The sequence below is a fragment of the Brevundimonas sp. FV2ps16 genome, from assembly GCF_058681075.1.
The window spans coordinates 384,257-410,187 of the sequence record NZ_CM178728.1 but is presented as its reverse complement, the minus strand read 5'-3'; the positions used below and the strand labels follow the sequence as shown (position 1 = coordinate 410,187).

Below are 25,931 nucleotides of genomic sequence, written 5' to 3'. Positions count from 1 at the left end.
CTTGGGAAGAGGGCTCTATGCCTTCTTCACGAACTCGACGCGCAGGACCAGGCCGCGCACCTTGTCGACATTGGCTTCGATCTCGTCGGTGTCGCCGGTCAGACGGATGTTCTTGACCAGGGTGCCGCGCTTCAGCGTCACGCCGCCCGAGCCCTTGACCTTCAGATCCTTGATCAGGATCACGCTGTCGCCGTCGGCCAGGATGTTGCCGTTCGAGTCTTTGGTCACGTCTTCGGTCATGGCGAAGCTTCTAGCGAGGGGCTCGCCGAATATCCACACTCGAGATGCGGGATTTTTGCGTGGTCTCTATGTGTGGGGACGGCTGCTCCCACATCGCGACAGCGACCGGGGAGGTCACGCCTGTTTTCCTTTCGTCATTCCGGGCGAAGGGCCGCTTGGCCCGTAGACCCGGAACCCAGCGGCGCGCGGGAGCGCGAACCTGCCGCGGACTCGACCTTTCAGCATCCTGCGGCGGACCCATTTCGCCTTCGGCGCCGCTGGGTTCCGGGTCTCCGCTGCGCTACGCCCGGAATGACGAAAGCGGGAGGCCAATGGAGAACGGACGGGGTTGCTCCCGCCAAGCGGGGAGGAGGCATTCAATCCGGGACGTTGGCGTCCAGTTCGTCCAGCCAGACCCGCGCATTGCCGTCCGACGGCGCGCGCCAGTCGCCGCGTGGGGACAGGGAGCCGCCGGTCACCACCTTCGGCCCGTTCGGCAGGGCCGAGCGTTTGAACTGGGCGGTCTGGAAGAAGCGGATCAGGAATTTCCGTAGCCAGGCCTTGATGGTCGCCAGGTCGTACTCGACCTTTTCGTCATCAGGCGTGTTCGCGGGCCAATGTCCGGCGCGGGCGTCGCTCCAGGCCTGGTGCGCCAGGAAGGCGACCTTGGACGGCTTAAGGCCGAAACGGCTGATGTAGAAAAGGAAAAAGTCGTTCAGCGCATAGGGGCCGACCGTCCCCTCGGTGGATTGGATCACCCCGTCCTTGGCGGGGACCAGTTCGGGCGAAATCTCGGTGTTCAGTATGGCGTGCAGGGTCGGGGTCGCCTCGGCGCCGACCAGTTCGCGGTCGGCCACCCAGCGGATCAGGTGGCGGATCAGGGTCTTCGCCACCCCGCCATTGACGTTGTAGTGGCTCATATGGTCGCCGACGCCATAGGTGGCCCAGCCCAGGGCCAGTTCCGACAGGTCTCCGGTGCCCAGGACGAAGGCCCGGTTCTGGTTCGCCAGGCGGAACAGATAGTCGGTCCGCAGCCCCGCCTGCACATTCTCGAAGGTGATGTCGTGAACCGGCTCGCCTGCCGCGTAGGGGTGGCCGATGTCCTTGAACATCTGTTCGGCGGCGGGGCGGATGTCGATCTCGGCCCCGGTCACCCCCAGGGCCTTCATCAGGGCCCAGGCGTTGGACTTGGTCCCGTCCGAGGTTGCGAAGCCCGGCATGGTGAAGCCCAGGATGTTGGTGCGTGGCAGGTTCAGCCGGTCAAAGGCGCGGCAGGCGACCAGCAGGGCCTGGGTCGAATCCAGCCCGCCCGACACCCCGATGACCAGCCGCTCGGCCTGGGTCGCCGTCATCCGGCGCATCAGGCCCTGAACCTGGATGTTGAAGGCCTCGTAGCAGTCCTGATCCAGCCGTCCGGCGTCGTCGGGGACGAAGGGGAAACGGTCCAGCGGGCGGATCAGCTCGCTCTCGACCGCATCCTCGCGGGCCATGAAGGGCACGACCGTCGCCGCCTCGCCCTCGACCCGCGCGCATTCGGCGAAGGTGCCGTTTCTCAGGCGGTCCAGCCCGATCCGGTCCACGTCGACATCGGCGAGGGTCAGGTGGTTCTCCAGAGCGAACCGCTCGCCTTCGGCCAGCTTCGACCCCAGTTCGTGGATGGTCGCCTGCCCGTCCCAGGCCAGGTCGGTGGTGCTCTCGCCCCAGCCCGAGGCGGTGAAGACATAGGCCGACAGGGTGCGGGCCGAATGGCTGGCGCTCAGCATGGCGCGCTCGTCGGCCTTGCCGATGACGATGTTGGAGGCCGACAGGTTCAGCAGGATCCGCGCCCCCGCCAGGGCCGCCCGGGTCGAGGGGGGCAGGGGCGCCCAATAGTCCTCGCAGATTTCGACCGCGAAGACGAAGCCCGGCCGGTTGACCGCCTCGAACACCAGGCCGGGGGCGAAGTCCACCGTCTCGCCGTTCAGCCGGATCACGTCCTCGGCTCGGGCCGTCGCCGGGGCGAACCAGCGTTTCTCGTAATATTCCCGGTAGTTGGGCAGATAGGTCTTGGGCACGACGCCCAGAACCTCGCCGGCGCCCATCACCACGGCGCAGTTGTACAGGGCGTCGCCGTTGCGGATCGGCGCCCCCACCACGGCGACCAGATCATGTTCGCCCGTCGCCTGGGCGATGACCGCGACCTGGCGTTCCGCCTCGTCCAGCAGCGCGGCCTGCATATGCAGGTCGTCGATGGCGTAGGCGGACAGCGACAGTTCTGGGAACACCATCAGGTCCACGCCCTGATCGGCCGCCTGACGGATCAGGGCCAGGTGCTCTTCGGCGTTCGCCCGAGGGTCGCCCACATGGCTGATCGGGGTCGCCGCCGCCACGCGCACGAAGCCGTGGGTCTTGGGGGAGTGGAATAGGGGGGTGTCGGCCATCGGATCGTCCGTTATCCCGGCGCGCGCCGGTCATCGATCCTCATATAGGCCCGAAAGATGAAGGGAGAGAATCCTCTCCCTGTCTTCAGCCTCAGCCGCCCATGGCGACGAAGGGGCCGTTGAGGAATTGCGGCTTGCCGTAGGCCAGGCGCTGACCATCGTCGGCCAGGACGCGGCCGCCCGCCGCCTCCAGCACGGCCTGACCCGCCGCCGTGTCCCATTCGGACGTCGGGCCCGAGCGCGGATAGGCGTCGAACCGGCCCTCGGCGATCAGGCAGAACTTCAGCGACGAATCCGTACCCTGCCAGCGGGTGCAGCCGTGGCGGGCGGCCAGGCGAGCGGCCTCCTCGTCGGTGACGCTGTGGCTGAGCAGGGCCATGCCCTCCTGCGGGCGGTCGCGAACCTTGATCGGCCGCCATTCGGCGCCGGCGTGGGCCTCGCCCTGCTGCTGCTCGCCGAACTGGCGGCGGAAGGCGCCCGCGCCGGGGACGTCGGTGCGCCAGGTGGTGCCCGTCGCGGGGGCTGTGACCACGCCCGCGACCGGATAGCCGGCGTGCATCAGGGCGATGTTGACGGTGAAGGCCTCGCCGCCGCGCACGAATCCCTTGGTGCCGTCCAGCGGGTCGATCAGCCAGAACCAGTCATCGGCCGAATCGGGCGCGCCGTTCGCGGCCACGGCTTCTTCGGCCACCGTCTGGACGCCGGGATAGAGGGCGGCCAGGCGTTCGAGAATCAGCGCCTCGGCGGCGCGGTCCGCCTGGGTGACGGGACTGTCGTCCGCCTTGGTCTCGACGGCGGTGTCATTGCGCCAGAAGGGCAGGATCACGCGCGCGGCGTCTTCGGCGATCTCGGCGATGGCCAGGGCCAGGGCGCCGGATTCGAGGTCTTGGGAAAGGGTGATCATGGGGGAGGTCGTCATTAGGGGCTCGATAGACCATCACGGCGGTTCCATGAACCGGCAAATCACGTCAGCCTCGCGCGCGACACGAACTGTGACCAGAACGCCGACGAGAGTATGCTCGACTCCATGAATTCGACCGCCGCCGCCAAAGCCCCGCTGGACCTGCCCGTCGACGGAACCGAGCTGGCCACCTACATCGCCGCCAAGCTGTGCCACGACTTCATCAGCCCGTCGGGCGCGATCGTCTCGGGCCTGGACCTGATGCGCGATCCCACGGCCCAGGACATGCGCGAGGACGCGCTGTCCCTGATCGAGCAAAGCGCCCGCAAGATGGTCTCCCTGGTGCATTTCGCCCGGGTGGCCTTCGGCGCGGCGACGACCAGCGAAAGGTTTAACGCCCGTGAGCTTCAATCCCTGGTCGCCGCCATGACCGAGGGCGGACGCGCCTCGCTGGACTGGCGGATCGCCGAGGGCGAATTCTCCAAGCCCCAGGCGCGCGCCTTGATCAACCTGGCCTATCTGACCGTCGGCGCCCTGCCGATGGGGGGCAATGCGGTGATCCAGTCCCATGTCGAGGGCGACGCGCTGATCTTCGAGGGTTTCGCCGAGGGCGCGCGCGCGCGGTTGAAGCCGGAGGCGGTCACGGGCCTGGCCGGAGAGCGTCTGACTGAGGGGCTGGCGGGCCAGTGGATTCAGCCCTATTGGTTGTGGCTGACCGTCGTTCAGGCGGGCGGCGCCCTGCAGACGACGGTCGAGGAAGGCCGGGTTTCGCTGGTCGCGAGAATGCCCCTTTGATGGATTTCCAAACGACTCGTTAACTGGAATCGGGCGATGGTGCAGGACGCGTGACTTCTGTCGGAAGCCCAGCGCCCTGGGGAGCCTCGCCTTGGATTTCAAAACCTGCCTCATCGTCGACGACAGCCGGATCATCCGCAAGGTGGCCCGCCGAATCGTCGAGGGTCTTGACTATGAGGTTGACGAGGCCGCGGACGGCGCCGAGGCCCTGGCCTATTGCACTGGGGTCATGCCCGACCTGCTGTTGATCGACTGGAACATGCCGGTGATGGACGGGCTGACCTTCCTGCGCCGCCTGCGTGCCATGCCCGGCGGCGACAGGCCCAAGATCCTGTTCTGCACCATCGAGACCCGGCCCGAACGGATCGCCGAGGCCCTGGCGGCCGGGGCGGACGACTATGTGATGAAGCCGTTCGACGGCGAAATCCTGCAGTCCAAATTGACGGAGGTCGGTGCGATCGCGGCATGACCCCCGAGGACTTCGACAGACTTCAGGGACTTTTGGCCACCCGCGCCGGCTATCGGCTGACGCGGGATCGCATCCACCTGGCCGAACACCGGCTGGGCCCGATCGCGCGCCGCGAAGGCTATGCCAATGTCGAGGCCCTGCTGACCAATCTGTGGGCCAATCCGGTCGCCTCCCTGGGCTGGGCCGTGATCGAGGCCCTGCTGAACGTCGAGACCTGGTTTCGCCGTGACCGCGCGCCCTTCGCTGTGCTGGAGAAGGAACTGCTGCCCGCTCTGAGCCGGGCGCGGCCCGGCGGCCGGGTCAGCGTCTGGTCTGCCGGCTGCTCGACGGGCCAGGAAGCCTGGTCCATCGCCATGGCCGGTCTGGACGCCGGAGTCGCCGTGGATCTGGTCGCCACCGATCTTTCCCAGCGTGCGATCGAGAAGGCGCGGTCCGGTCTCTATACGGGTTTCGAGATTCAGCGCGGCCTGACCGCCCACATCATGCTGCGCTGGTTTGAACCGGCCGAGGACAACTGGCGGGTCCGTGACGAACTGGCCGACAGAGTGCGCTTCGCCCGCGCCAATCTGCTGGACGAGCCGGCGGACGAGGCCCGTTTCGACGTCATCTTCTGCCGCAATGTGCTGGCTGACATGGAGCCGGCGCGCCGGGCCCGCGTCCTGGACGGGCTGGAGCGCCGCCTTGTAGACGACGGCTGTCTGTTCCTGGGGGAGGACGAACGGCTGGAAGGCGAGACCGTCGCCTTCCGCCCCGTGAGCGGCCGCCAAGGTCTCTACGTCAAGTCACCCTCCGCCCTGCGCCGCGCCGCCTGAGCAGCCGACGGCGGCGGGCGCCTCAGCCCGCGTGCAGTTCCTGTTTCACCCGTTCGGCCAGGGTCTTGATGTCCAGCGGCTTGGGCAGGAAGGAAACCCCGACTTCGTCCTGCAGCAGGTCCGAGAAGTCGCTCTCTGCATAGCCCGAGATGAACATGACGGGGGCGTCGCCCAGATATTTGCGCGCCTTCTTCAGCAAGGACGGGCCGTCCAGGCCGGGCATGATGACGTCGGAGATCATCATGTCGATCTGGCCCGCGTATTCTTCGGCCAGGATCAGGGCCTCCTCGCCGTCGGCGGCCTCGATCACCTCATAGCCGCGCTGACGCAGCAGGCGGGCGGCGATGCCGCGCACGGCGTCTTCGTCCTCGACGAACAGGATGCGGCCGGCGCCCGACAGGTCGCGCGGCGCCTTGACCTTGACCTCGACCGGCTGCACCTCGGCCAGTTCTGCCTCGCCCGCCGCCGGCAGGAAGATGCGGAAGGCGGCGCCCATGCTCATGCCGTGGGGGCCTTCGATATTGCTGACCGAGATATGGCCGCCTGCCTGTTGCGCGATGCCGTAGACGGTGGCCAGACCCATGCCGGTGCCCTCGTTCACCGCCTTGGTGGTGAAGAAGGGTTCGAATATCTTGTCCACCAGTTCGGGGGGCACGCCGGGACCGGTGTCCGACACCTCGATTAGGGCGACCTCGTCGGTGGGCGCGTTGGGCCAGCCCATTTCGCGCGCCTGGTATGCGGTCAGGCGGCGGGTGGTGATGGTCACGACGGCGTCGCCCGGCTCGACCACGCCGCGCATGGCGTCGCGGGCGTTGACGGCCAGGTTCATGACCGCCGTCTCCAACTGGCTCTTGTCGGCCAGCACCACCGGCAGGTCGCGGCCGTAGTCGGTCTCCAGCCGCACGTCCTCGCGCAGCAGGCGGCGCAGCAGGACGGCGAACTCCCCGACCAGTTCTCCCAGATCCAGCCGCTCGCGCCGAACGGTGGACTTGCGCGAGAAGGCCAGCAGTTTGCGCACCAGGTCAGCGGCGCGGATGGCGGTCTGGCGAATTTCGTTCAGTCCATCGTACGAAGGGTCGCCGACCGGGTGCCGCTCAAGCAGGCCTGACAGCTGCAGCTGAATGGCCGTCAGCAGATTGTTGAAATCGTGCGCCACGCCCCCGGCCAGCTGGCCCACGGCCTGCATCTTCTGGGCTTGGGACAGCTGTAGCTCCATCGACTTCTGCGCCGAGACGTCGAACAGCCAGATGCGTTTGCGCTCGCCTTCCGGCGCCACATAGAGGTGCAGCATCTTGTCGGGATAGGCGCGGGCGACCAGTTCGATGGGGCCGGACGAACCGGCCGCCAGCTTCACCCGGGCCTCGGCCAGGCCCATCGGCTCGAACAGATGGCCGAAGGCGGCGTCGCGGGCCGCGCCGGGACCGGTCAGGACGGCCAGGGCGGCGTTGGCCTCTTGCGCGCGGCCGGCGAACAGGTCGGCGCCGTCGATAACGGCCGAGCCGAAAGGGGCGCCGGCGGCCATGGCGCGGGATTCGCCTGCCGCAGCGCCGTTCGTCGGCGCCGTCGCCGCGACCGGCACGGGCAGGACGGCCTCGGGCGCGACGCGCAGCAGGAAGCGGTTGTCGCCGGCCTTGCCGATCACGACCTCGACTTCGCGCTCGCCGATCTGGACGATGGCATGGCCGGGTTCGCCTCGACGCGCCTGGGCGAAGGCCATGTAAAGGGCCTGGGCCGACTTGCCGCGTGGCAGGGCGGTGATGGTGCCGTTGGCCTGGGCCCAGGCGCCGTTGAAGGCCAGAACCTGACCCGTCTCCCACACCAGGGCCGCCGGTTCGGCCATGGCGTCCAGCATGTCGACGGCGACGTCGCTGGACGGCTTGACGGTTTCGGCGCGGCGGAAGCCGAACAGGCCGATCAGGGCGATCAGGCCCGCCGTCACCAGCAGGATCATCCCCGGCGCCGACATCGGATTGGCCTTGAAGGCCGGATAGGCCAGGGCGGCGATGGCCACGACGACGCCGAACGCCGTCGCGACGGCGAGCAGGTCGAACGGAAGGCGACGGGTGGACTTCATGCGGCCTCGCGAATCAGTGGTCTGAATCATACCCCCAAATCGGGCCTGGGGCCTTACAGGGTCTTACCGGCGTTTCCGGGACTGGAAGACGAAGCCGATGATCTTGGCGGCGGCTTCGAAATGTTCCTTGGGAATGACGGAGTCGATCTCGACCGAGGCGTAGAGGGCGCGGGCCAGCGGCACGTTCTCGACGATCGGCACATCGTGTTCCTTGGCCACCTCCCGGATTCGCAGCGCCAGGGCGTCGACGCCCTTGGCCACACACACCGGCGCCCCGTCGCCCTCGCTGGGTTCATAGCGCAGGGCGACCGAATAGTGGGTCGGGTTGGTGACGATAACGGTGGCCTTGGGCACATTGGCCATCATCCGCTGGCGGCTGCGTTGCATGCGGATCTGCTTCAGCTTGGCCTTTACGTGAGGGTCGCCTTCGGACTGCTTGTAGTCCTCCTTCAACTCCTCCTTGGTCATCCGCATCCGCTTGGCGAAGCGCATCTTTTGCCAGATGAAGTCGGCCCCGGCCGTCGCGCCCAGAAGGATGATGGCCGCGACGAACAGGGCCAGGCTCATGTCCCGCGCCAGCGGCAGCAGGGCGGCGGGGCTCAGGGTCACCATGTTCTCGAACTCGCGGACATGGGGTTTCAGCACCATCCAGCAGACGACGCAGACGGCGATCAGCTTCAGGAAGGTCTTGACGAACTGCATCAGCCCGTCGGGTCCGAAGATCCGCTTGAACCCCGACATCGGGTTCACCGACGACCATTTCGGCTTCAGCTTTTCAGCGGTGAAGATCAGGCCCGACTGCGCCAGGTGTCCGCCCGCGCCGCCCAGAATGGTCGCCAGCATCACCGCCCCCAGGAAGGGCGTCATAGCCCACAGGGCCTTGGCCAGGATCTGCGTCCCCGCGCCGGAATCCAGCATGCCCAGCATCTGGTGCGGCTGGGCGATGAAGGGCAGCAGCTGTTGCGCCATCGACCCGGCGAACCATCCCCCGGATCCCAGGACTACGGCCGCCGCCCCCGCCAGGGACAGAACCTGTCCGACGTCCTGGGACTTGGCGACGTCGCCCTTCTTGCGCGCTTCCTCGAGTTTTCGAGGGGTGGCGTCTTCTGTTTTCGACTCGGGGTCGGTGTCGTCAGCCACCCGCCCCTCCCCCGAAGGCGCCGGCCGCGAACACCTCGGCGAGGCGGCGGTAGCGGTCGATGAAGACGGTGCCAAGGGCGCCCAGGCTGAGCGCGAAGATCGACAGGCCCAGAATGACGCTCAGAGGCGCGGCGGCGAAATAGACCTGGAACGACGGCATGACCCGCGCGATCAGGCCCGAGGCCAGGTTGAAGATCAGGGCGAACACCAGAACCGGCGCCGACAGTTGCACCCCCAGCAGGAAGCTGTCGCCCAGGGTCCGCACCGCCATTTCGGTGAAGTCGCTCATGATCAGGGGCTTGGCCGGGGCGATCAGTTCGTAGGAGCCGACCATGCCGGCGATGAACAGATGATCGGTGTTGGTGGCGAAGATCAGCGTCACCCCGAACAGCATCAGAAAGGACCCGATGGTCGATCCGGGCGCGGCCTGAAGCGGGTTGGCGGTCTGGGCGAAGCTGAGGGTGGTCTGAAGCGACACGATCTCGCCCGCCGTCGTCAGGGCGGTCAGGAACATCCGCAGCAGCATGCCGATCATCAGGCCGACCACCACTTCGCGGATGATCCAGCCGGCCATGCCGCCTACGGTTTCGGGCAGGCCCGGCAGAGCCCCGCGCACCACCGGCCACAGGGCCAGGCTGATGACCAGGGCCAGGGACAGGCGCACCCGCGGCGGCACATAGGTCTCGCCGAAGCCGGGGATCAGCATCAGGATCGCCCCGATCCGGGCGAAGATCAGCCCGCCGGCCCAGACCTGATCGGCGGTGGCGTAGGCCTCCACCCGTCTACATGCCCGCGATGCGGGCCGCGATCTGGCGCATGAACCCGCCCAGCAAGGCGCCCATCAGCGGCAGGAACAGCAACAGGGAGACGAAGATGGCGATGATCTTTGGCGCATAGATCAGGGTCTGTTCCTGGATCTGCGTCAGGGCCTGAAACAGGCCAATCACGACGCCGACGACCAGGCCGACCAGCAGGACCGGCAGGCACAGCTGGATCGTCAGCCAGATGGCGTCACGCCCCACATCCAGAACTTCCGCGCCGTTCATCGCCACAGGCTCCCGCAAATCACTGGGCAGAAAATGCCGGGAAGATGGTTAACGGGAGAATAACCAAGTTGAAGGAAGCGGCGGCCCTGGCTTTCTCCGCCGCCCTGAAGCCGTCAATCCGAGCGCGGTCAGTCCAGCGGCTGCGGCCGCGTTACGACGGGGGCGTCCGGGTCCGTCTGGGTCGGGCGAGCGGCGGTCGGCGCGGGGACTATCACAACCTGGGGCGGCTGAGCGGTCGTCGGCGCAGGTTGGGACGGCGTGGCGACGGTCGGAGCAGGTGGCGGGGCGGGCTGGGTCGTCGGTGGCGTTTGCGTTCTGTTTGGAGCGCTCGTCGGGTTGGGAGCCGACGCCGTCGGCCGGGGCGTCGCGGCGCCGGCCGCGGCGGTTTCGACCGCCGCCGACTCGACGGGCGGGGCGGGCGGAGGCGTCTCCGCGACCGGCGTGAGAGGGGCGGGGGCCGTAGCCGCCGGCGCAGCGGCGGGTGCGGCGTTCAGCGGCGCTGCAGGCTCGGGCGCGGCACGCAGCGCGAACCACAGGCCGCCGCCGACGATCAGGGCGGCCGCTGCGCCTAAACCGATATAGGCCGGCAGTCGGGAGGCTCTTCGGGTCGGGCGGGCGATGCCGGGCGACACCGCAGGAGCGGTTTCGGGCGTCTCAACAATTGGGGCGCTCGCCGGGACGGGCGGCGTGGGGTCTGCCGCTCCCTGGGGCGCAGGCGTCGGCGCTGCGCCGGGCAGGGGACGCACCGTCAGATCGACATCGGCCGCCGCCTGAACGGCGGGCTTGGGCGGGACGGTGGACAGCGTCGGCAGGGGGGCGGATGCGGGGCGAGCCTGGGGGATCAGCGAGCCGCTCAGTATTCCGGCGCCGGGGCGCGGCGCTGGCGTCGCCCGACGGGCTTGCGCCTGCTGCGGTTGCCCCGCTTGAGCCTGGCCCAACGGCGTCTTCAACGGCGGCCGATTGGGAATCCGGTCCAGCGGGTTGGGCGCGACCGGCACAGGGCCGACATGGAAGGTGGTCGTGGGCATCCGGCCCCAGGTCACCTGTTTGCGCTGGAACGGCTCCGGCGTCGACCCCGCGGGTGCGGTCGGTTCAGTCGGGCTCTTGGCGTCGTCGGACATGCTACTCTACTCGCAGGCGATCTAGCCGGTTTCGTGACGGCTCCGGCGGAGCGTCAGGTCGTGTTCGTCAGGCCTTCAGTCGATAACCGGTCTTGAACATCCACATGACCACGGCCAGGCACAGGGCGAAGAAGCCCAGGGTCGCGGCCACGCTGATCCCGATCGCCACGTCGCCCGCGCCGTAGAAGGTCCAGCGGAAGCCTGAGATCAGATAGACTACCGGGTTGAACAGGGCCACGGTGCGCCAGCCCTCGGGCAACATGTCGATCGAATAGAAGGACCCGCCCAGGAAGGTCAGGGGCGTCACGATCAGCATGGGAATGAAGTTCAGCTGTTCGAAACTGCCGGCCCAGATGCCGATGATGAAGCCGAACAGGCTGAAGGTCACCGAGATCAGCACCAGCATGGCCAGCATCATGACCGGGTGCAGCACCTGCAGCGGCACGAACAGGGCCGCGGTCGCCAGGATGATCAGGCCCAGCACCGCCGACTTGGTCGCCGCCGCCCCGACATAGGCCAGCACCACCTCCAGCGACGACACCGGCGCCGACAGGATCTCGTAGATGGTGCCGGTGAATTTCGGGAAATAGATGCCGAAGGAGGCGTTGAAGATCGACTGGGTGAACAGGCTCAGCATGATCAAGCCCGGCACGATGAAGGCGCCATAGGCGACGCCGTCGACCGCCTCCATCCGACCGCCGATCGCGCTGCCGAAGACGACGAAATACAGAGCGGTGGTGATCACCGGCGTGACCACGCTCTGCCACAGGGTGCGCAGGGCCCGCGCCATCTCGAACCGATAGATGGCCCAGACGCCATGTCCGTTGAAGTTCATCAGGCGGCCTCCCCGTCGCGGTGGACCAGGCTGACGAAAATGTCTTCCAGCGAGCTCTGGCGGGTGTTCAGATCCTTGAAGCCGATGTTCAGCCGTTCCAGCCGGCGGATCAGCGACGGCACGCCGGTGTCGTCGGCCTGGGCGTCGAAACTGTATTCCAGCTCGCCCCCGTCCGCGTTCAACGTCAGGTCCCAGTCCGACAGTTCAGCCGGCAGGGCGGCCAGGGGTTCGATCAGGTTCAGGGTCAGGGTCTTCTTGCCCAGCTTCTTCATCAGGGCGGTCTTTTCCTCGACCAGGATCAGCTCGCCCTTCAGGATCACCCCCACCCGGTCGGCCATCTCCTCGGCCTCCTCGATATAGTGGGTGGTCAATATGATGGTGACGCCGCGCTCGCGCAGTTTGCGGACCATGGCCCACATGTCGCGGCGCAGTTCGACGTCCACCCCGGCGGTGGGTTCGTCCAGGAACAGGATGTCCGGCTCGTGGCTCAGGGCCTTGGCGATCATCACGCGGCGCTTCATCCCGCCCGACAGGGTCATGATCTTGGAGTCGCGCTTGTCCCACAGCGACAGGTCTTTCAGGATCTGCTCGATCAGGGCGGGGTTTCCCGGCTTGCCGAACAGGCCCCGGCTGAAGGTGACGGTGGCCAGGACCGTCTCGAAGGCGTCGGTGGTCAGCTCCTGCGGCACCAGGCCGATCTTGGTGCGGGCGGCGCGGAAATCCTTGCGGATATCGTGGCCGTCGGCGACCACCGTCCCCGTCGTGGCGTTGACGATGCCGCAGACGATGGAGATCAGGGTGGTCTTGCCGGCCCCGTTCGGACCCAGCAGGGCGAAGATCTCGCCCTTCTCTATGGTCAGATCGACGCGTTTCAGCGCCTGAAGCCCCGACTTGTAGGTCTTGGTCAGGCCTTGGATTTCGATAACCGGCATCGGCGCTCCGTAATCCGAGACTCTCGCGCCCGGCGTCGTGGCGCGAATATGGCGTTCCGTCGTCCGGGCTCAAGGGGGGCGCTCGTCGAGAAGCCGTTGTTAACCGAAAGCAGGCACGGTGTCGTCTTCGACGCCCTTTGACGGGAGCGCCCATTGTCCTCGCTGTCCGCCGCCCATCGCGCCGCCCTTCAGGCAGTGGTTCAGGCCGCGCCGGACGTCGCCCTGGCGAAGCTGGGCGCGGCCGTGCCCGCCTTGGGCGGAGACAAGGCGGCGGAATTGGCGGTCATGATCGTGCAGGAGGCGCGCGACCGCGCCCGCCGCGATACAGCCTTTGCGCCCGTGCTGCCCCTGTTCCAACCGCGATTGGACGCCACCCCGTCCCTGGTCTTCCCGTCCTTCCTTCTGGCGCGGATATGGCGCGAGGCCAAAAAGGACGAGGAGGCGCTTCTCAGTTTGCTGGACGGGGCCGGTCCCTCTCACGGGGAATGGACCCTGGTCGCGGACCGGCTGTGCGCCCATGCGGCGGCGGTGCTTCGGGATCGACCCGGCGAGGTCTGGCCGGAGTATCGCAAGCCCCAGGCGGACGCGCCGCCCGCGACCCCGACCGAACTGGCTGGCTGTTTCGACCTGGTCCCCCTGGCGCGCAGCGCCCTGCCGCGCCTGCCGGCCTGGCTGGAGCGACCCGACGCCAATCAGCTGGCGGGGCTAAGGCTGCTGATCCAGGACGCCATGGCGGTGTCCCCGGAGGGCGGGCGGCGGATGATCGACATCCTGTTCGCCCACGTCGCCGACGCCGAACGGATGCTTCGGGTCGTCACCCAAACCAGCCGGCTGGCCGACAGCGAGTTCGTTCTGAGCCATTCGGACATGGGGGTCTTCGTCGAACGCCTGCTGGCTTCGGTCCAGACGCGCGGTCAGCGGATCGCCGCCGCCCGGCCATTGCAGGACGAGACAGCCATGGCCGAGGTCGTCGCCGATGTGGCCTGGTGCGCCGGGGTTCTCGCCGAGATGGACCTGACCCTTCAGGTGCGGCCCGACTCCCCCTGGGGGCGGGCGGCGCGGATGTCGCGGGTCCAGGTTGTGGGCCAGCTCTCGGGCCTGATGAAGTCCACCTCAGTCGCTGTTCACGCCGCGCTGCCGATGAAGCGTCAGGTCATAACCGGCCGCATGACCCGCCTGTGCCCCTGGCTGGAGGCCCCAGCCAAGGGCGAGCCCATCGAAGCGGCGGCGGCGCTCTTGTCTGCGGTCTCCAGCCTGCGCGGCGCGGCCAACACCTTCGGCTGCGAGGCCGACCGGATGGCGTTGAAGACCGAGCTGACAGACTATCTGTCGACCTGGGCCAACGAGGCGCTGGATAGTGTCGCGGACGCCGAGGTGGAAGATCCGGATCAGGCCTTGCGGCTAATCGGCGTGGCGGCGCGCTTCCTGACTCTGCTCGATGCGCTGGAGGCCGCACGGGCGGTGCGACGACGCGCCGCCGCCGCCGAGGCCCTGCGGGCGACGCGAGAGGCCTCGCCCGGCGTCGTCTGATGCGATAGACGGCGGGGATGATCGTCTTCTGGATAATGACCGGCCTGGCGGCGGCGATGGCCGGGCTGCTGGTGCTGACCGGGGCGCGGCGCGGGGCCGATACGGCTGCGGCCGGCGAGGCCGAGATTGGCGGGCGGGAACTGGACGAACTGGATCGGCTGAAGGCGCGGGGCCTGCTGGACGAGGCGGCGCATGCTGCGGCTCGGGCCGAGGCGGGGCGGCGACTGCTGGCGGGGCCGGCCGTGACGGCGCCGGTCGTGGGGCGGCGTGACCGCGTCTGGGTGCTGGCCGGGATTGCGGCGGCGACGGCGGGGGCCCTGGCTCTTTATGTCCTGACCGGATCGCCCGGCCTGCCGGACCAGGCCTATGAGCGGCGGGTCGATGACTGGGCCGCAAACCTCGAAACTCTTGAGCCGGCGCAACTGGCGGCGGTGACGGCGCGGGTCGCGCGGGACAATCCCGAAGATCGTCAGGCCCTGGCCATGCTGGGCGCGGCCCGGTTCGCGGCCGACGACCCGCTGGGCGCCGCCTCGGCCTTTCGCCGGCTGATCGAACTGGAGCCGACGGACGCCCAGGCCTGGGCGCGGCTGGGCGAAAGCCTGGTGCGGGCTAATGACGGCCGGATCGGCGGCGACGCCGAGGCCGCCTTCCGCGAGGCGGTGCGGCTGGACCCGGACCAGTTGGGCGCGCGCTTCTTTCTGGGGCAGGCGGCGTTCGAGCGGGGCGATGCGGCGGCGACGCGCGCCCAGTGGACGCCGTTGATCGCCGCCCTGGACCCGGCCGATCCGCGTCGCCAGGATTTGGAACGCCGCCTGCCGAGGGCGCAATGACGCGTTGGCGCGGGGCGCAGGCCCCTATAGACGGAAAGAAAATTCCGTCGGGGAGCGGGACCGCAAACCCATGAGCTGGCTGCCGAAATCGCCGAAGGCGCGTCGTCGCCTGTGGGTCGTCGCGGCCGTGGCCCCGATCCTGGCCCTGGCGGTCGGCCTGTCGCTGTGGGCCATGCAGGACAGCGTGACCTTCTTCTATTCCCCGTCCGAGGCCACCGCCGACAAGGCGCCGGAGGGCCGCGACATCCGTCTGGGCGGCCTGGTCGAGACCGGCAGCGTGCAGAAATCCGGCGACGGCCTGGTCGTCTTCACCGTCACCGACAATATCGCTGCGACCCAGGTCCAGTATCACGGCGACTTGCCCGACCTGTTCCGCGAGGGGCAGGGGATCGTGGCCCAGGGATCGTTCGGGGCCGACCGCGTCTTCCACGCCAGTCAGGTCCTGGCCAAGCACGACGAAAACTATATGCCGCGCGAGGTCGCCGACCGGATCAAGGCCAAGGGCGAGTGGCGGCCGGAGGCGACGAACATGCGCTCAAGTCGGCCGCAGGCCGATAGCGCGACAAAAACCCTATGATTGTGGAACTGGGGGCTTTCGCCCTGGCCCTGGCCCTGGCCCTGTCGATCCTTCAGACAGGCTTGTCCGCCGCAGGGCGCTGGCGGCGCAGTCCGGTGCTGGCCGGCGCGGCCCAGGGCGCGGCCCTGGCGGCGGCGGGCGCCGTCGCGGTCAGTTTCGCGGTGCTGATCTACGCCTTCGTGGTCTCCGACTTCTCGGTCTCGAACGTCGCGGCCAACAGCCACACCGACAAGCCGATGCTGTACAAGGTCGCCGGCGCCTGGGGCAGTCACGAGGGCTCGCTGCTGCTGTGGTGCCTGGTCTTGACGGTCTTCGGCGGCGCCCTGGCCCGCGCGCGCGGCCTGCCGTTCGGGCTGAAGGCCTCGGCCGTGGCGGTGCAGGGCGCGCTGGGGGCGCTTTTCCTGGCCTTCGCGGTCTTCACCTCCAGCCCCTTTGTCCGCCTGGACCCCGCCCCCTTCCAGGGCGCCTCGCTGAACCCCCTGCTGCAGGACCCGGCCCTGGCCGTGCATCCGCCCCTGCTCTACGCCGGCTATGTCGGCTTCTCCGTCTGCTTCTCCCTGGCCGTGGCCGCCCTGATCGAGGGGCGGGCCCAGACCGCCTTCTGGCCCGCCTGGGGCCGGTGGGTGCGACCCTGGGCCCTGGCCAGCTGGGCCTTTCTGACCGTCGGCATCACCCTGGGCTCTTTCTGGGCCTATTATGAGCTGGGCTGGGGCGGCTGGTGGTTCTGGGATCCGGTCGAGAACGCCTCTTTCATGCCTTGGCTGGCGGGCGCGGCCCTGCTGCACAGCGCCGTGGTGACCGAGCGGCGCGGGGCGCTGGCGGGCTGGACCGTCTTCCTGGCCCTGCTGGCCTTCAGCTTCTCCATGCTGGGCGCCTTCCTGGTGCGATCGGGGGTGCTGACCTCCGTCCACGCCTTCGCCGTCGATCCGCAGCGCGGCCTGATGCTGCTGGCGATCCTGGGGATCACGGCCGGCGCCGCCTTCGCCCTGTTCGCCTGGCGCGCGCCCCAGCTGAAGGGCGGCGGAATGTTCGCACCCGTAAGCCGCGAAGGCGCGCTGGTGCTCAACAATCTGTTCCTGACGGCCGCCGCCGCGACCGTGCTGCTGGGCACCCTCTATCCGTTGATCCTGGAGGCGGCGTCCGGCGCGACCATCTCGGTCGGCCCGCCCTATTTCGCCGCCACCTTCGTTCCGCTGATGACCGTCGCCTTCCTGATCCTGCCCGCCGGGCCCCTGCTGGCGTGGAAGCGCGGCGACCTGACCGGGGCGATGCAGAGGCTGGCCGTCGCGGCCGGTTTGGCCCTGGTCTCCGCTATCGCCGCCTACGCCCTGTGGGAGCCGAAAAGGGCCTTCGCCGCCGCCGGCATCGGTCTGGGCGCCTGGTTGATCCTCGGATCCCTGGCCGAGGTCGCCGAACGGGCGCGCCTGTTCCGCGCCTCGGGCGCCGAGACCCTGCGTCGCCTGAAAGGTTTGCCCCTGGGCGCCTGTGGCATGAGCCTGGCCCACCTGGGCCTGGGCGTCTTCATCCTGGGGGCGGTGGTCGAGACCGGCTTCAAGGCCGAGGCCGCCCGCGCCCTGTCGCTGGGCCAGAGCGTTTCCGCCGGCCCCTGGACCGTGACCCTGGATCAGGTCCGGGTGGTCGAGGGTCCGAACTATCTCGCGGAACAGGGCCGGCTGACCGTGCGGCCTTCGAACGACCGGGGCCGGGAGAAGACGGTGACGGCCGAACGCCGCTTCTTCCCCGCCGGGGGGCAGACGACGACCGAGGTCGGCCTGGATTTCCGGGGGCTGGACGACGTCTATGTGGTGATGGGCGAGCGGGCGGGGACGCCCGAACAACCGGCCTGGGTCGTGCGCCTGTACTGGAACCCCTGGGCGCGGCTGATCTTCCTGGGGCCGATGATCATGGCGTTCGGGGGGCTTTTGTCCTTGCTGGATCGCCGGCTGCGGCTGGGCGTCGGCGCGCGGCGGAGGACGACGGCGTGAGGCGGCTGTCGATCCTGCTCGCCGCGCCGGTCCTGGCGATCATGCTGACGGCGGCCGAGCCCCCGGCTACTCCCGACCGTCCGCTGAACGACCCGGCCCAGGAGGCCCGCGCCCAGGCCCTGTTCAAGGATGTCCGCTGCGTCGTCTGCCAGCACGAGGCCATCGCCGACAGTCCGGCGGGCGTGGCCGGCGACATGCGCCGCCTGATCCGCGAGGAAATCGCCTCCGGCGCCTCCAACCAGGCGGTGCGCGACGACCTGGTGCGGCGGTTCGGCGACTATGTGCTGTTCACCCCGCCGGTAAGAGCCGGGACCTGGCTGTTGTGGTTCGGCCCCTTCGCTCTGGCTGCGCTGGCGGCGCTCGTTCTGGCGCTGCGCGCACGCCGCCCGACGCCTGAGGCCGCGCCGCTTTCGCCGGACGAGCAACGGCGGCTGGACGAAGTTCTCCGAAATGAGAAGCTTCGCCGCGATCCTGACGCAACCTCGCCTCACGACGGGCGCTAGTCGAGATCATCCATCGAACGCCGGAATTGGCGTCAGGGCCGTTCGGCCTATATCAATCGCGAAGACGAGGCGGTTTCGCCCCGACAAAGGATCGCAAGGACCACGATGCTGAAGCGTAAAGAGTTCATTCTCGGGGCCGCGGCCGGCCTCACCCTCGCGGCGGCGGCGACGGCGGGCGGGGTCATCAACTGGCCCGGCGCCCACGCCGACCCCCAGGCGGTGAACCGGATCACCCCCGTCCCGGCCAACGGCGACAGCTTCTCGCCCCCGCCCGGCGCGCCCAACAGCTTCGCCAACATCTTCGAACAGGTCGCCCCCGCCGTCGTCCAGATCGACGTGACGGTCAAGGTCGATCAGCCCCAGGGTTCCTTCCAGATCCCCGGCCTGCCGTTCCAATTCGTTCCGCCCCAGGGCCGGGGCAGCGAAGGCGAAGACGCCGAGCCCCAGACGACCCAGGGCGCCGGTTCCGGCTTCTTCATCTCGCAGGACGGTTTCATCGTCACCAACAACCACGTCGTCGCCGACGCCACCGAGATCAAGGTCAAGATGTCGGACGGCCGTGAGCTTCCGGCACGGCTGGTGGGGCGCGACGAGGCGACGGACCTAGCGGTGATCAAGGTCGATGGCGACAACTTCAAATACGTCAGCTTTGAAGAGACGGCCGATCCGCGCGTCGGCGACTGGGTCATCGCCATCGGCAACCCGTTCGGCCTGGGCGGCACGGCGACCGCCGGCATTGTTTCGGCCAAGGCCCGCGACATCGGCGGCCCAGAAAGCCCCTATACCGACTTCCTTCAGATCGACGCCGCCATCAACCGGGGCAATTCGGGCGGTCCGACCTTCGATGTTCACGGCCGGGTGATTGGCGTGAACTCCGCGATCCTTTCGCCCACGGGCTCATCGGTCGGCATCGGCTTCGCCATTCCGGCCGAAACGGCCAAGCGGATCACCACGCAGTTGATGCGCGGCGAGGCGATCGAACGTGGCTATCTGGGCGTTACCATCGGCAATCTAACTGAGGAGTATCGCGAAAGCCTCGGTTTGCCGGAAGCGACCAAGGGCGCCTTCATCACCGATGTGACGGCGGGCGCGCCGGCAGAGCAGGCAGGCCTGCGTCCCGGCGACGTGGTCGTCTCCCTGAATGGCGGCGCTATTGAAACCTCCACCCAGCTGACCCGCGCTGTCGGCGACGCAAAGCCCGGCGACATGCTGCGGCTTGAAGTGCTGCGCGAAGGGCGTCGTCAGGCGGTCAACGTGCGTTCCGGCGTCCGGCCCGCCAATCTGAGCGCGAGCCAGCAATCGGAGGACGGCGGGGCGCAGGGACCCGGCAAGCCTGGCGTCGCCGCCGGCGAAACTGTGGAGGGGATGACGGTGTCTCCCGTCAACGCCGCGCTGCGCAACCGCTACAGCCTGCCCGAGGACGTGCAGGGTCTGGTGCTGACCGCTGTTGATCCCTCCTCGCGGGCGGCGCGTCTGCGTTTCCAGCCCGGCATGGTGATCGTCCAGGCCAACGGCCGACCCCTCCAATCGTCCAATGACCTCAAGGAGGCTGTGGCCGCGGTCAAGGGCGCCGGGCGTCCAGGCGTCCTGCTGCTGGTCCGGACCCCTCAAGGCAATGCGCCGGTGGTATTGCCGCTGGCTGGCGAATGATCGGTAATCTGACCAAGCCGTAACTCACTGAATCGCCGCCGATGCGCTAACATCGGCGGCGATTTTGATTCCGGGAGGGGTTCCATGCGGATTTTGGTGGTCGAGGACGATGCCGAGGCGGCGACGGCCATGGTGCGAGGGCTGTCCGAAGCGGGGCATGACGTGACCCATGCCGTGGACGGGGCGTTCGGCCTGCTGGAGACCCAGAAGGGCGGCTACGACGTCTATGTTGTCGACCGGATGATGCCGCGCCTGGACGGCGTCGGCATGGTCGAGACCGTCCGCAAGGGCGGGGACCAGACCCCGGTCCTGTTCCTGTCGGCCCTGGGCGAGGTCGAGGACCGGGTCACGGGCCTGAAGGCCGGCGCCGACGACTATCTGGTCAAGCCCTACGCCTTCGCCGAACTGATCGCCCGGGTCGAGGCCCTGTCGCGCCGTCGCGAGACCGGCGGGGTGCAGACGGTGCTGAAGGTCGGCGACCTGGAAATGAACCTGATCGCCCGCACGGTTCACCGGGGCGAGACCGAGATCGACCTACAACCCCGCGAGTTCCAGTTGCTGGAATTCTTGATGCGCCACGCCGGCCAGTCGGTGACCCGCACCATGTTGCTGGAGAAGGTTTGGGAATATCATTTCGACCCCCAGACCAATGTCATCGACGTCCACATCAGCCGCCTGCGCTCCAAGATCGATAAGGGCTTCGACAAGGCCATGCTCCAGACAGTCCGCGGCGCGGGCTATCGGTTGGAGGCTTAGGCATAATTCTCCCTCCCCCTCGGGGGAGGGAGACGGCTTGTCCTGATTCATGCGCCTTCCCTCCCTCCTTCGCCGCACGCCCTTCCGGCTGACGCTGCTGTTCCTGGCGCTGTTCGTGGCGGCGGCGGGGGCGATCCTGGCCTATGTCTATTTCGCCTCGGCGTCCGAGGCCCAGGCGCGGGCGCGGACGGATGTGGAGACCGAGCTTGAGGCCCTGACCGCCGTCCACCGCACGCGCGGGATCGACGCCCTGAACCAGGCCCTGGTCGAACGAACCATCCGGGGCGGGCCCTATCTGTATCTGCTGACTGGGCCGGACGGGAAGATCGTCACCGGCAACCTGTCCGTCATGCCCTTCGACCTGGACGAGACGCCTCAGGCCGGCCAGGGCGAGTGGAGCACCTTCCGCCTGACCGACACCGATCCCGACGGCCGGGTCGAGACTCGACGCTCCATCGGGGTGATCATGCCCCTGGCGGGCGGCGACACCCTGTTCGTCGGCGAGGACATCGGCGGGATCGAGGAATATCTGTCACGCCTGACCCAGGCCCTGTGGGGCGCCATGGGCCTGGTCATGCTGCTGGGTCTTGCCGGCGGCCTCTACATCAGCCGCCGGGTCGAAAGCGCCATGGGCGGGCTGAACCGTGTCGTCCAGGCGGTGCAGGACGGCGACCTGAAGCAACGCGCCGTCATCCGCCACACCGGCGACGAGCTGGACGAACTGGGCCAGGGGCTGAACACCATGCTGGACCGGCTGGAGGGGTCGATGGCCTCGATCCGCCATGCCGGCGACGCCATTGCCCACGACCTGCGTTCGCCCTTGACGCGGATGCGGGCCAAGCTGGAGGTGGCTCTGATCGACGCCGAGGCGGGCAAGATCGACGGGGTCGACGCCCTGGGCATCGCCCTGGACGAGGCCGACCATCTGCTGAAGACCTTCAACACCGTCCTGGCCATCGCCCGTCTGCAAGCCGGCGGTGCGCCGGACCCCAAGCTCATGGACGCCGCCGAACTGGCCGCCGACATGGCCGAGCTTTACGAACCGGCGGCCGAGGACAAATCGATCGACTTCTCGTCCGAGGTCGAGACCGGCCTGATGATCGAGGGCAACCAGCCCTTCCTGGCCCAGGCCCTGGCCAATCTGATCGACAACGCCATCAAATACACCCCGGCCGGCGGGGCGGTGAAGCTGCGGGCGCGGCGGCGCTCGTCGGGCGAGATCGAATATTCGGTCACCGACACCGGCCCTGGCGTGCCGGAAGAGGACCGCGAGCGCGTCGTTCAGCGGTTCGTGCGCCTGGACAACAGTCGCACCGAGCCGGGCTCGGGCCTGGGCCTGTCCCTGGTCACGGCGGTGGCCGAGGCCCACGGCGGCCGGGTGGTGCTGGACGAAGGCCCCGGCGCCTATGACGGCTTCGGACCGGGCCTGCGGGTGGCCCTTGTGCTGCCGCCGGCGGGGCAAACTTAGAGATTTCCGCTCATCCCGGCGAAAGCGGGGACCCAGTCCTTTGGGCGCGCGGCCTTGTGATCCGTGTCAGGATCGTGGTCCAACGCTGTGCCGAGCGAAAGCACTGGGTCCCGGCTTTCGCCGGGATGAGCGGAAGAGTGGAATGCCTGATCCCAAGCCCCAACCCCTGTTCGAGATCCTGAGCCCCGCAGGCCCCGTCGCCAACCCCGCCGCCGCCGAACGCCTGCTGGAGACCCTGACCGAGGCCGCCGAGGCCGACGGCTGGCGCGACACCCTGGATGCCGCCTGGCCCGCCCTGGCCCCCGTGGCCGGCGCCTCGCCCTACCTCGCCGGCCTGATGCGTCGCCGCCCCGCCCATCTGCGTCGGTTGCTGGAGACCAATCCCACCTCGGGCCTGATCCGCATCCTCGCCGACACCGACGCTCTGGACGCCGAACCCGATGATGTCCGCGCCCCGCTGCGGGTGCTGAAGGCCGATCTGCACCTGCTGACGGCCCTAGCCGATCTGGGCGGGGTCTGGGATCTGGATCAGGTGACGGGCGCGCTGTCCAGCTTCGCCGACGCCGCCTGCCGCGCCGCCCTGCGCGCCGTCGCCATCGAACAACGCGCGCGGGGCCGGCTGATCTCCCCGCCGGACGATGCGCGCGGGCCGGTTCCCGGCCTGTTCGGCCTGGCCATGGGCAAGCATGGCGCGAACGAGCTGAACTATTCGTCCGACATCGACATCTCCCTCTTTTTCGAGCCGCGCCTGATGGGCCTGGCCCTGCGCGAGGGCGAGGAGATGCAGGACTTCGCCAACCGGGTCGGCAAGGGGATCGCCACCCTGCTGACCGAACGGACGGCCGACGGCTATGTCTTCCGCGTCGATCTGCGGCTGCGCCCCGATCCGTCCTCGACCCCGCCGGTGGTCGCCGGGCCGATGGCCCTGGCCTATTACGAGAGCGTCGGCCAGAACTGGGAACGGGCGGCCTTCATCAAGGCGCGGCCGGTGCTGGGCGACCAGCGCGCCGCCGCCCGGTTCGTGAAAGCCCTGCGCCCCTTCGTCTGGCGCCGCAGCCTCGACTACGCCGCCGTCCTCGACATCCAGTCGATCAAGAAACAGATCCACGTCCACAAGACGGGCGAGGGGCTGCAGGCCGCCGGCGCCAATCTGAAACTGGGCCGGGGCGGCATTCGCGAGATCGAATTCTACGCCCAGACCCAGCAGCTGATCCTGGCCGGCCGCGACCCCGACCTGCGCGCGACGCGCACCCTCGACGCCCTGACCGCCCTGGCCCAAGCCGACCACATCCCGGCCGCCGTCGCCGAGGAGATGTCGGCCGCCTATGTCGAACTGCGCGGCCTGGAGCACCGGGTCCAGATGCTGGACGACGAGCAGACCCACCGCCTGCCCGAAGACGCCCAGGCCCGCGCCGCCGTCGCCGCCCTGGCCGGCTGGACCGACCTGGCCGCCTTCGACGCCCATGTCGAGGCCCTGCTGGTCCGGGTCAACACCCGCTACGGCGAACTGTTCGAAGGCGGCGAGGAGCTGGATTCCAGCTATGGCAGCCTGGTCTTCACCGGGGTCGAGAACGATCCCGAGACCCTGGAGACCCTGCGCCGCATGGGCTTTTCCGAGGCGCCCTCGGTCGCCGACACCATTCGCAGTTGGCACCACGGCCGCATCCCCGCGACCCGGACCGAGCGGGGGCGGGAATTGTTCACCCGGCTGGCGCCCCGGCTGCTGGAGGCCCTGGCGCGGTCCGGCGCGCCCGACGACGCCTTCCGCCGGTTCGCTGTCTTCTTTTCGGGCCTGGCGGCGGGGGTTCAGGTCCAGGCCCTGTTCCTGAACCAGCCGAAACTGTTCGAGATGGTGCTGGGCGTCATGGCCTTCGCCCCGCGCCTGGCCCGGACCCTGGGGCGTCAGCCGGCGGCCCTGGACGGGGTGCTGGACGCCCGCTTTCTGGAGGACCTGTCGGACGAGACCGGCCTGACCGAACAGATGCTGCGCGAGGCGGCCGAGACGGAAGATTTCGAAGGCGCGATGAACGCCGTGCGCCGCCTGCACCGCGAACAGATGTTCCGCATCGGCATCCACGCCCTGACCGGCCGCGCCGGTCCCGAGGCGGCTGGCCGCGCCTACGCCGCCCTGGCCGACGCCGCCATGCGCACCCTGTCTCCGGCCGCTTTGGCCGAGGCCGAACGGCTGGGCGGCGGCTTCCCCGGCGCGGTGGCGGTGGTGGCCCTGGGCAAGGCCGGGTCGCGAGAGATGACGGCGGGGTCCGACCTGGACCTGATGACCCTGTACGACGCCCCACCCGAGACCGTGTCCGAGATCAAGGGCTGGACCGCCGACGTCTTCTACGCCCGCTTCACCCAGCGGCTGATCGCGGCCCTGTCGGCCCATACGGCCGAGGGCGGTCTGTACGAGGTGGACATGCGACTGCGCCCCACAGGGTCCAAGGGACCGGTTTCGGTGCGGCTGTCCACCTTCGACGACTATTACGCCGGCGAGGCCGAGACCTGGGAGTTCATGGTCCTGACCCGCGCCCGCGTCGTCTGGGCCAGCGATCCAGTCTTCGGCGACCGGGTCTCGGCGGCGATCGAGGCGGCCTTGCGTCGGCCCCGTTCCGGCGTCGATGTGCCCGCCGACATCCGCAAGATGCGCGCCCTGATGGACCGCGAACGCCGCCCGCACGGCTTCTGGGATCTGAAACTGTCGCCGGGCGGACAAGTGGACGCCGAGTTCGCGGCCCAATACCGCCAGCTTCAGGCCGCCGTGGCGGGCGAGCCCCTGACCCTCTCGACCCTGGAGGCCCTGCACGACGACCCCGTCCTGGCCGAGGCCTGGCGAGTGCAGCAGCGGCTGGCCCATCTGCTGGCCGCCGCCTTCGAAGGCCGGGTCGATCCCGAGGCCGAGCCGGGGGTCTTCCGGTTGCGGCTGGCCGAAGCGGCGGGGGCGCAGGACTTCGAAGCCCTGAAGACCGAACTGACCGAACTGCGGACGCGGGCGCGCAAGGCCTTCGAACGGGCGGTCCCCGCCGGTCGCGAAGAGGCCCGCGACGGAGATGAGCCGGGGCCGCGTTCAATCTCCTGACAGGGCATGTCGAAGGCCGCGCTAAGCGGTCCCAAGGAGATATCGAGATGAGAAAGATCTTTCTGAACAGCCTCAGCGCCGTCGCTCTGGCCGCCGCCATGGGCGCCGTGGCCGGCGCCGCGACCGCAGAGGTTCCTCCGCCCCCTCCGCCTCCAGCAGACGCGCCCCCGCCGCCGCATGATATGGACGGGCCTTTCGAAGACGGTCCGGACCGGAACGCCGACCTGACCCGCGCCGCCTTCGTCGACGCCCGCCTCGCCCGCCTGACGGCCCTGGACGCCGATCGCGACGGGACGGTCAGCGTCGCCGAGCGCGAAGCCGCCATGCAGGCCAAGCGCGCCGAACGGGCCGATGAACGCTTCGCTAAACTGGACGCGAACAGCGACGGCGCCATCAGCCGCGCCGAGTTCGACGCCGGTCGGCCCGACCGCCCCGAACGGGCCGAGGGCGACGACCGCAGTCCCCGTGGCGAACGGGGTCCGGGTCGCGGCGGCCCTCGCCATGCGATGCGCGGTCCCGGCGGTCCTCAAGGCCCCGGCGGTCCGGGCGGACCCGAAGGTCGCGAACCCGGCCCCGTGGTGATCGCCGAGGTCGCCGCCAAGCTGGGCGAGCGCTTCGACAAGATGGACGCGGACAAGAACGGCGTCGTCACCGCCGAAGAACGTCGCGCCGCCATGCCGGCCCGTCGCGGCGAGCGTCCCGATCACCGCCGCCATCAAGGTCCGGGCCAAGAACCGGCTTCCCCGCCCCCCGCTTCGGAGTAAGAACTGTGTCGGGGTCGGCCTTCGCGTG

23 protein-coding genes are annotated in these 25,931 nt (G+C 68.9%); 13 read left to right on the top strand and 10 right to left on the bottom strand.

What is annotated here, in order from left to right; genetic code table 11:
* Positions 1-15 precede the first annotated feature (15 nt).
* The 3 genes from ACW170_RS01915 to cysQ form a co-directional block, all read right to left on the bottom strand.
* Positions 16-240 (bottom strand): alkylphosphonate utilization protein, encoded by a 225-nt coding sequence (locus tag ACW170_RS01915; protein WP_492088025.1) that lies wholly within the window; start codon positions 238-240, stop codon positions 16-18.
* 356 nt (positions 241-596) lie between these two features.
* A complete protein-coding gene (locus ACW170_RS01910; RefSeq protein WP_492088024.1) occupies positions 597-2,639 on the bottom strand; it encodes an NAD(+) synthase in 2,043 nt (680 codons plus the stop codon).
* A 91-nt stretch (positions 2,640-2,730) separates the two neighbouring features.
* Positions 2,731-3,558: a 3'(2'),5'-bisphosphate nucleotidase CysQ gene (gene cysQ / locus ACW170_RS01905; RefSeq protein WP_492088023.1), complete on the bottom strand. Its 828-nt coding sequence runs from the start codon at positions 3,556-3,558 to the stop codon at positions 2,731-2,733.
* Positions 3,559-3,654: 96 nt separating this feature from the next.
* Between cysQ and chpT the strand changes: the two genes are divergently transcribed.
* The 3 genes from chpT to ACW170_RS01890 all read left to right on the top strand — a co-directional run bounded on the left by chpT (position 3,655) and on the right by ACW170_RS01890 (position 5,616).
* Positions 3,655-4,335 (top strand): histidine phosphotransferase ChpT, encoded by a 681-nt coding sequence (gene chpT / locus ACW170_RS01900; protein WP_492088022.1) that lies wholly within the window; start codon positions 3,655-3,657, stop codon positions 4,333-4,335.
* A 91-nt stretch (positions 4,336-4,426) separates the two neighbouring features.
* Positions 4,427-4,804, top strand: coding sequence for a response regulator (locus ACW170_RS01895; protein WP_492088021.1), 378 nt, complete (start codon positions 4,427-4,429; stop codon positions 4,802-4,804).
* Positions 4,801-5,616, top strand: coding sequence for a CheR family methyltransferase (locus tag ACW170_RS01890; RefSeq protein ID WP_492088019.1), 816 nt, complete (start codon positions 4,801-4,803; stop codon positions 5,614-5,616). The genes ACW170_RS01895 and ACW170_RS01890 overlap by 4 nt, the downstream gene beginning before the upstream one ends.
* Positions 5,617-5,638: 22 nt before the next feature.
* On the opposite strand, the gene cckA is transcribed toward ACW170_RS01890, so the two are convergent.
* From cckA to ACW170_RS01855, 7 genes are all read right to left on the bottom strand, one after another.
* Entirely contained in the window at positions 5,639-7,690 is a 2,052-nt protein-coding gene (cckA, locus tag ACW170_RS01885; protein WP_492088018.1) for a cell cycle histidine kinase CckA, read from the bottom strand.
* A gap of 63 nt (positions 7,691-7,753) precedes the next feature.
* Positions 7,754-8,830, bottom strand: coding sequence for a flagellar biosynthesis protein FlhB (flhB, locus tag ACW170_RS01880; RefSeq protein WP_492088017.1), 1,077 nt, complete (start codon positions 8,828-8,830; stop codon positions 7,754-7,756).
* Positions 8,823-9,608, bottom strand: coding sequence for a flagellar biosynthetic protein FliR (gene fliR, locus ACW170_RS01875; RefSeq protein ID WP_492088016.1), 786 nt, complete (start codon positions 9,606-9,608; stop codon positions 8,823-8,825). The genes flhB and fliR overlap by 8 nt, the downstream gene beginning before the upstream one ends.
* A 4-nt stretch (positions 9,609-9,612) precedes the next feature.
* Positions 9,613-9,876 carry a flagellar biosynthesis protein FliQ gene (fliQ, locus tag ACW170_RS01870; RefSeq protein ID WP_008258892.1) on the bottom strand — a complete coding sequence of 88 codons (264 nt, stop codon included), beginning with the start codon at positions 9,874-9,876 and terminating at the stop codon, positions 9,613-9,615.
* Positions 9,877-10,004: 128 nt separating this feature from the next.
* A complete protein-coding gene (locus ACW170_RS01865; protein WP_492088015.1) occupies positions 10,005-10,997 on the bottom strand; it encodes a hypothetical protein in 993 nt (330 codons plus the stop codon).
* 67 nt (positions 10,998-11,064) lie between these two features.
* Positions 11,065-11,832, bottom strand: coding sequence for an ABC transporter permease (locus tag ACW170_RS01860; RefSeq protein WP_492088014.1), 768 nt, complete (start codon positions 11,830-11,832; stop codon positions 11,065-11,067).
* Positions 11,832-12,764 carry an ABC transporter ATP-binding protein gene (locus tag ACW170_RS01855; RefSeq protein ID WP_492088013.1) on the bottom strand — a complete coding sequence of 311 codons (933 nt, stop codon included), beginning with the start codon at positions 12,762-12,764 and terminating at the stop codon, positions 11,832-11,834. Before ACW170_RS01855 ends, ACW170_RS01860 begins: the two co-directional genes overlap by 1 nt.
* A gap of 153 nt (positions 12,765-12,917) precedes the next feature.
* Between ACW170_RS01855 and ACW170_RS01850 the strand changes: the two genes are divergently transcribed.
* The 10 genes from ACW170_RS01850 to ACW170_RS01805 all read left to right on the top strand — a co-directional run bounded on the left by ACW170_RS01850 (position 12,918) and on the right by ACW170_RS01805 (position 25,903).
* Entirely contained in the window at positions 12,918-14,294 is a 1,377-nt protein-coding gene (locus ACW170_RS01850; protein WP_492088012.1) for a hypothetical protein, read from the top strand.
* A gap of 17 nt (positions 14,295-14,311) precedes the next feature.
* Positions 14,312-15,124, top strand: a complete 813-nt coding sequence (ccmI, locus tag ACW170_RS01845; protein ID WP_492088011.1) for a c-type cytochrome biogenesis protein CcmI — start codon at positions 14,312-14,314, stop codon at positions 15,122-15,124.
* Positions 15,125-15,194: 70 nt separating this feature from the next.
* Positions 15,195-15,701 carry a cytochrome c maturation protein CcmE gene (gene ccmE, locus ACW170_RS01840; RefSeq protein WP_492088010.1) on the top strand — a complete coding sequence of 169 codons (507 nt, stop codon included), beginning with the start codon at positions 15,195-15,197 and terminating at the stop codon, positions 15,699-15,701.
* Entirely contained in the window at positions 15,698-17,686 is a 1,989-nt protein-coding gene (locus ACW170_RS01835; RefSeq protein WP_492088009.1) for a heme lyase CcmF/NrfE family subunit, read from the top strand. The genes ccmE and ACW170_RS01835 overlap by 4 nt, the downstream gene beginning before the upstream one ends.
* Positions 17,683-18,189 (top strand): cytochrome c-type biogenesis protein, encoded by a 507-nt coding sequence (locus ACW170_RS01830; RefSeq protein WP_492088008.1) that lies wholly within the window; start codon positions 17,683-17,685, stop codon positions 18,187-18,189. Before ACW170_RS01835 ends, ACW170_RS01830 begins: the two co-directional genes overlap by 4 nt.
* Before the next feature lie 105 nt (positions 18,190-18,294).
* Positions 18,295-19,839 carry a Do family serine endopeptidase gene (locus ACW170_RS01825; protein WP_492088007.1) on the top strand — a complete coding sequence of 515 codons (1,545 nt, stop codon included), beginning with the start codon at positions 18,295-18,297 and terminating at the stop codon, positions 19,837-19,839.
* A gap of 84 nt (positions 19,840-19,923) precedes the next feature.
* Complete coding sequence (locus ACW170_RS01820; RefSeq protein WP_492088006.1) at positions 19,924-20,595, top strand: response regulator transcription factor; 672 nt, start codon at positions 19,924-19,926, stop codon at positions 20,593-20,595.
* Between the two features lie 49 nt (positions 20,596-20,644).
* Positions 20,645-22,063, top strand: a complete 1,419-nt coding sequence (locus ACW170_RS01815) for a sensor histidine kinase (protein WP_492088005.1) — start codon at positions 20,645-20,647, stop codon at positions 22,061-22,063.
* A gap of 142 nt (positions 22,064-22,205) precedes the next feature.
* The gene (locus ACW170_RS01810) at positions 22,206-25,139 is read left to right on the top strand and encodes a bifunctional [glutamine synthetase] adenylyltransferase/[glutamine synthetase]-adenylyl-L-tyrosine phosphorylase (RefSeq protein WP_492088004.1); all 2,934 of its coding nucleotides are present in this window, start codon (positions 22,206-22,208) and stop codon (positions 25,137-25,139) included.
* 47 nt (positions 25,140-25,186) lie between these two features.
* Positions 25,187-25,903, top strand: a complete 717-nt coding sequence (locus ACW170_RS01805) for an EF-hand domain-containing protein (RefSeq protein WP_492088003.1) — start codon at positions 25,187-25,189, stop codon at positions 25,901-25,903.
* The last annotated feature ends 28 nt before the right edge of the window (positions 25,904-25,931 follow it).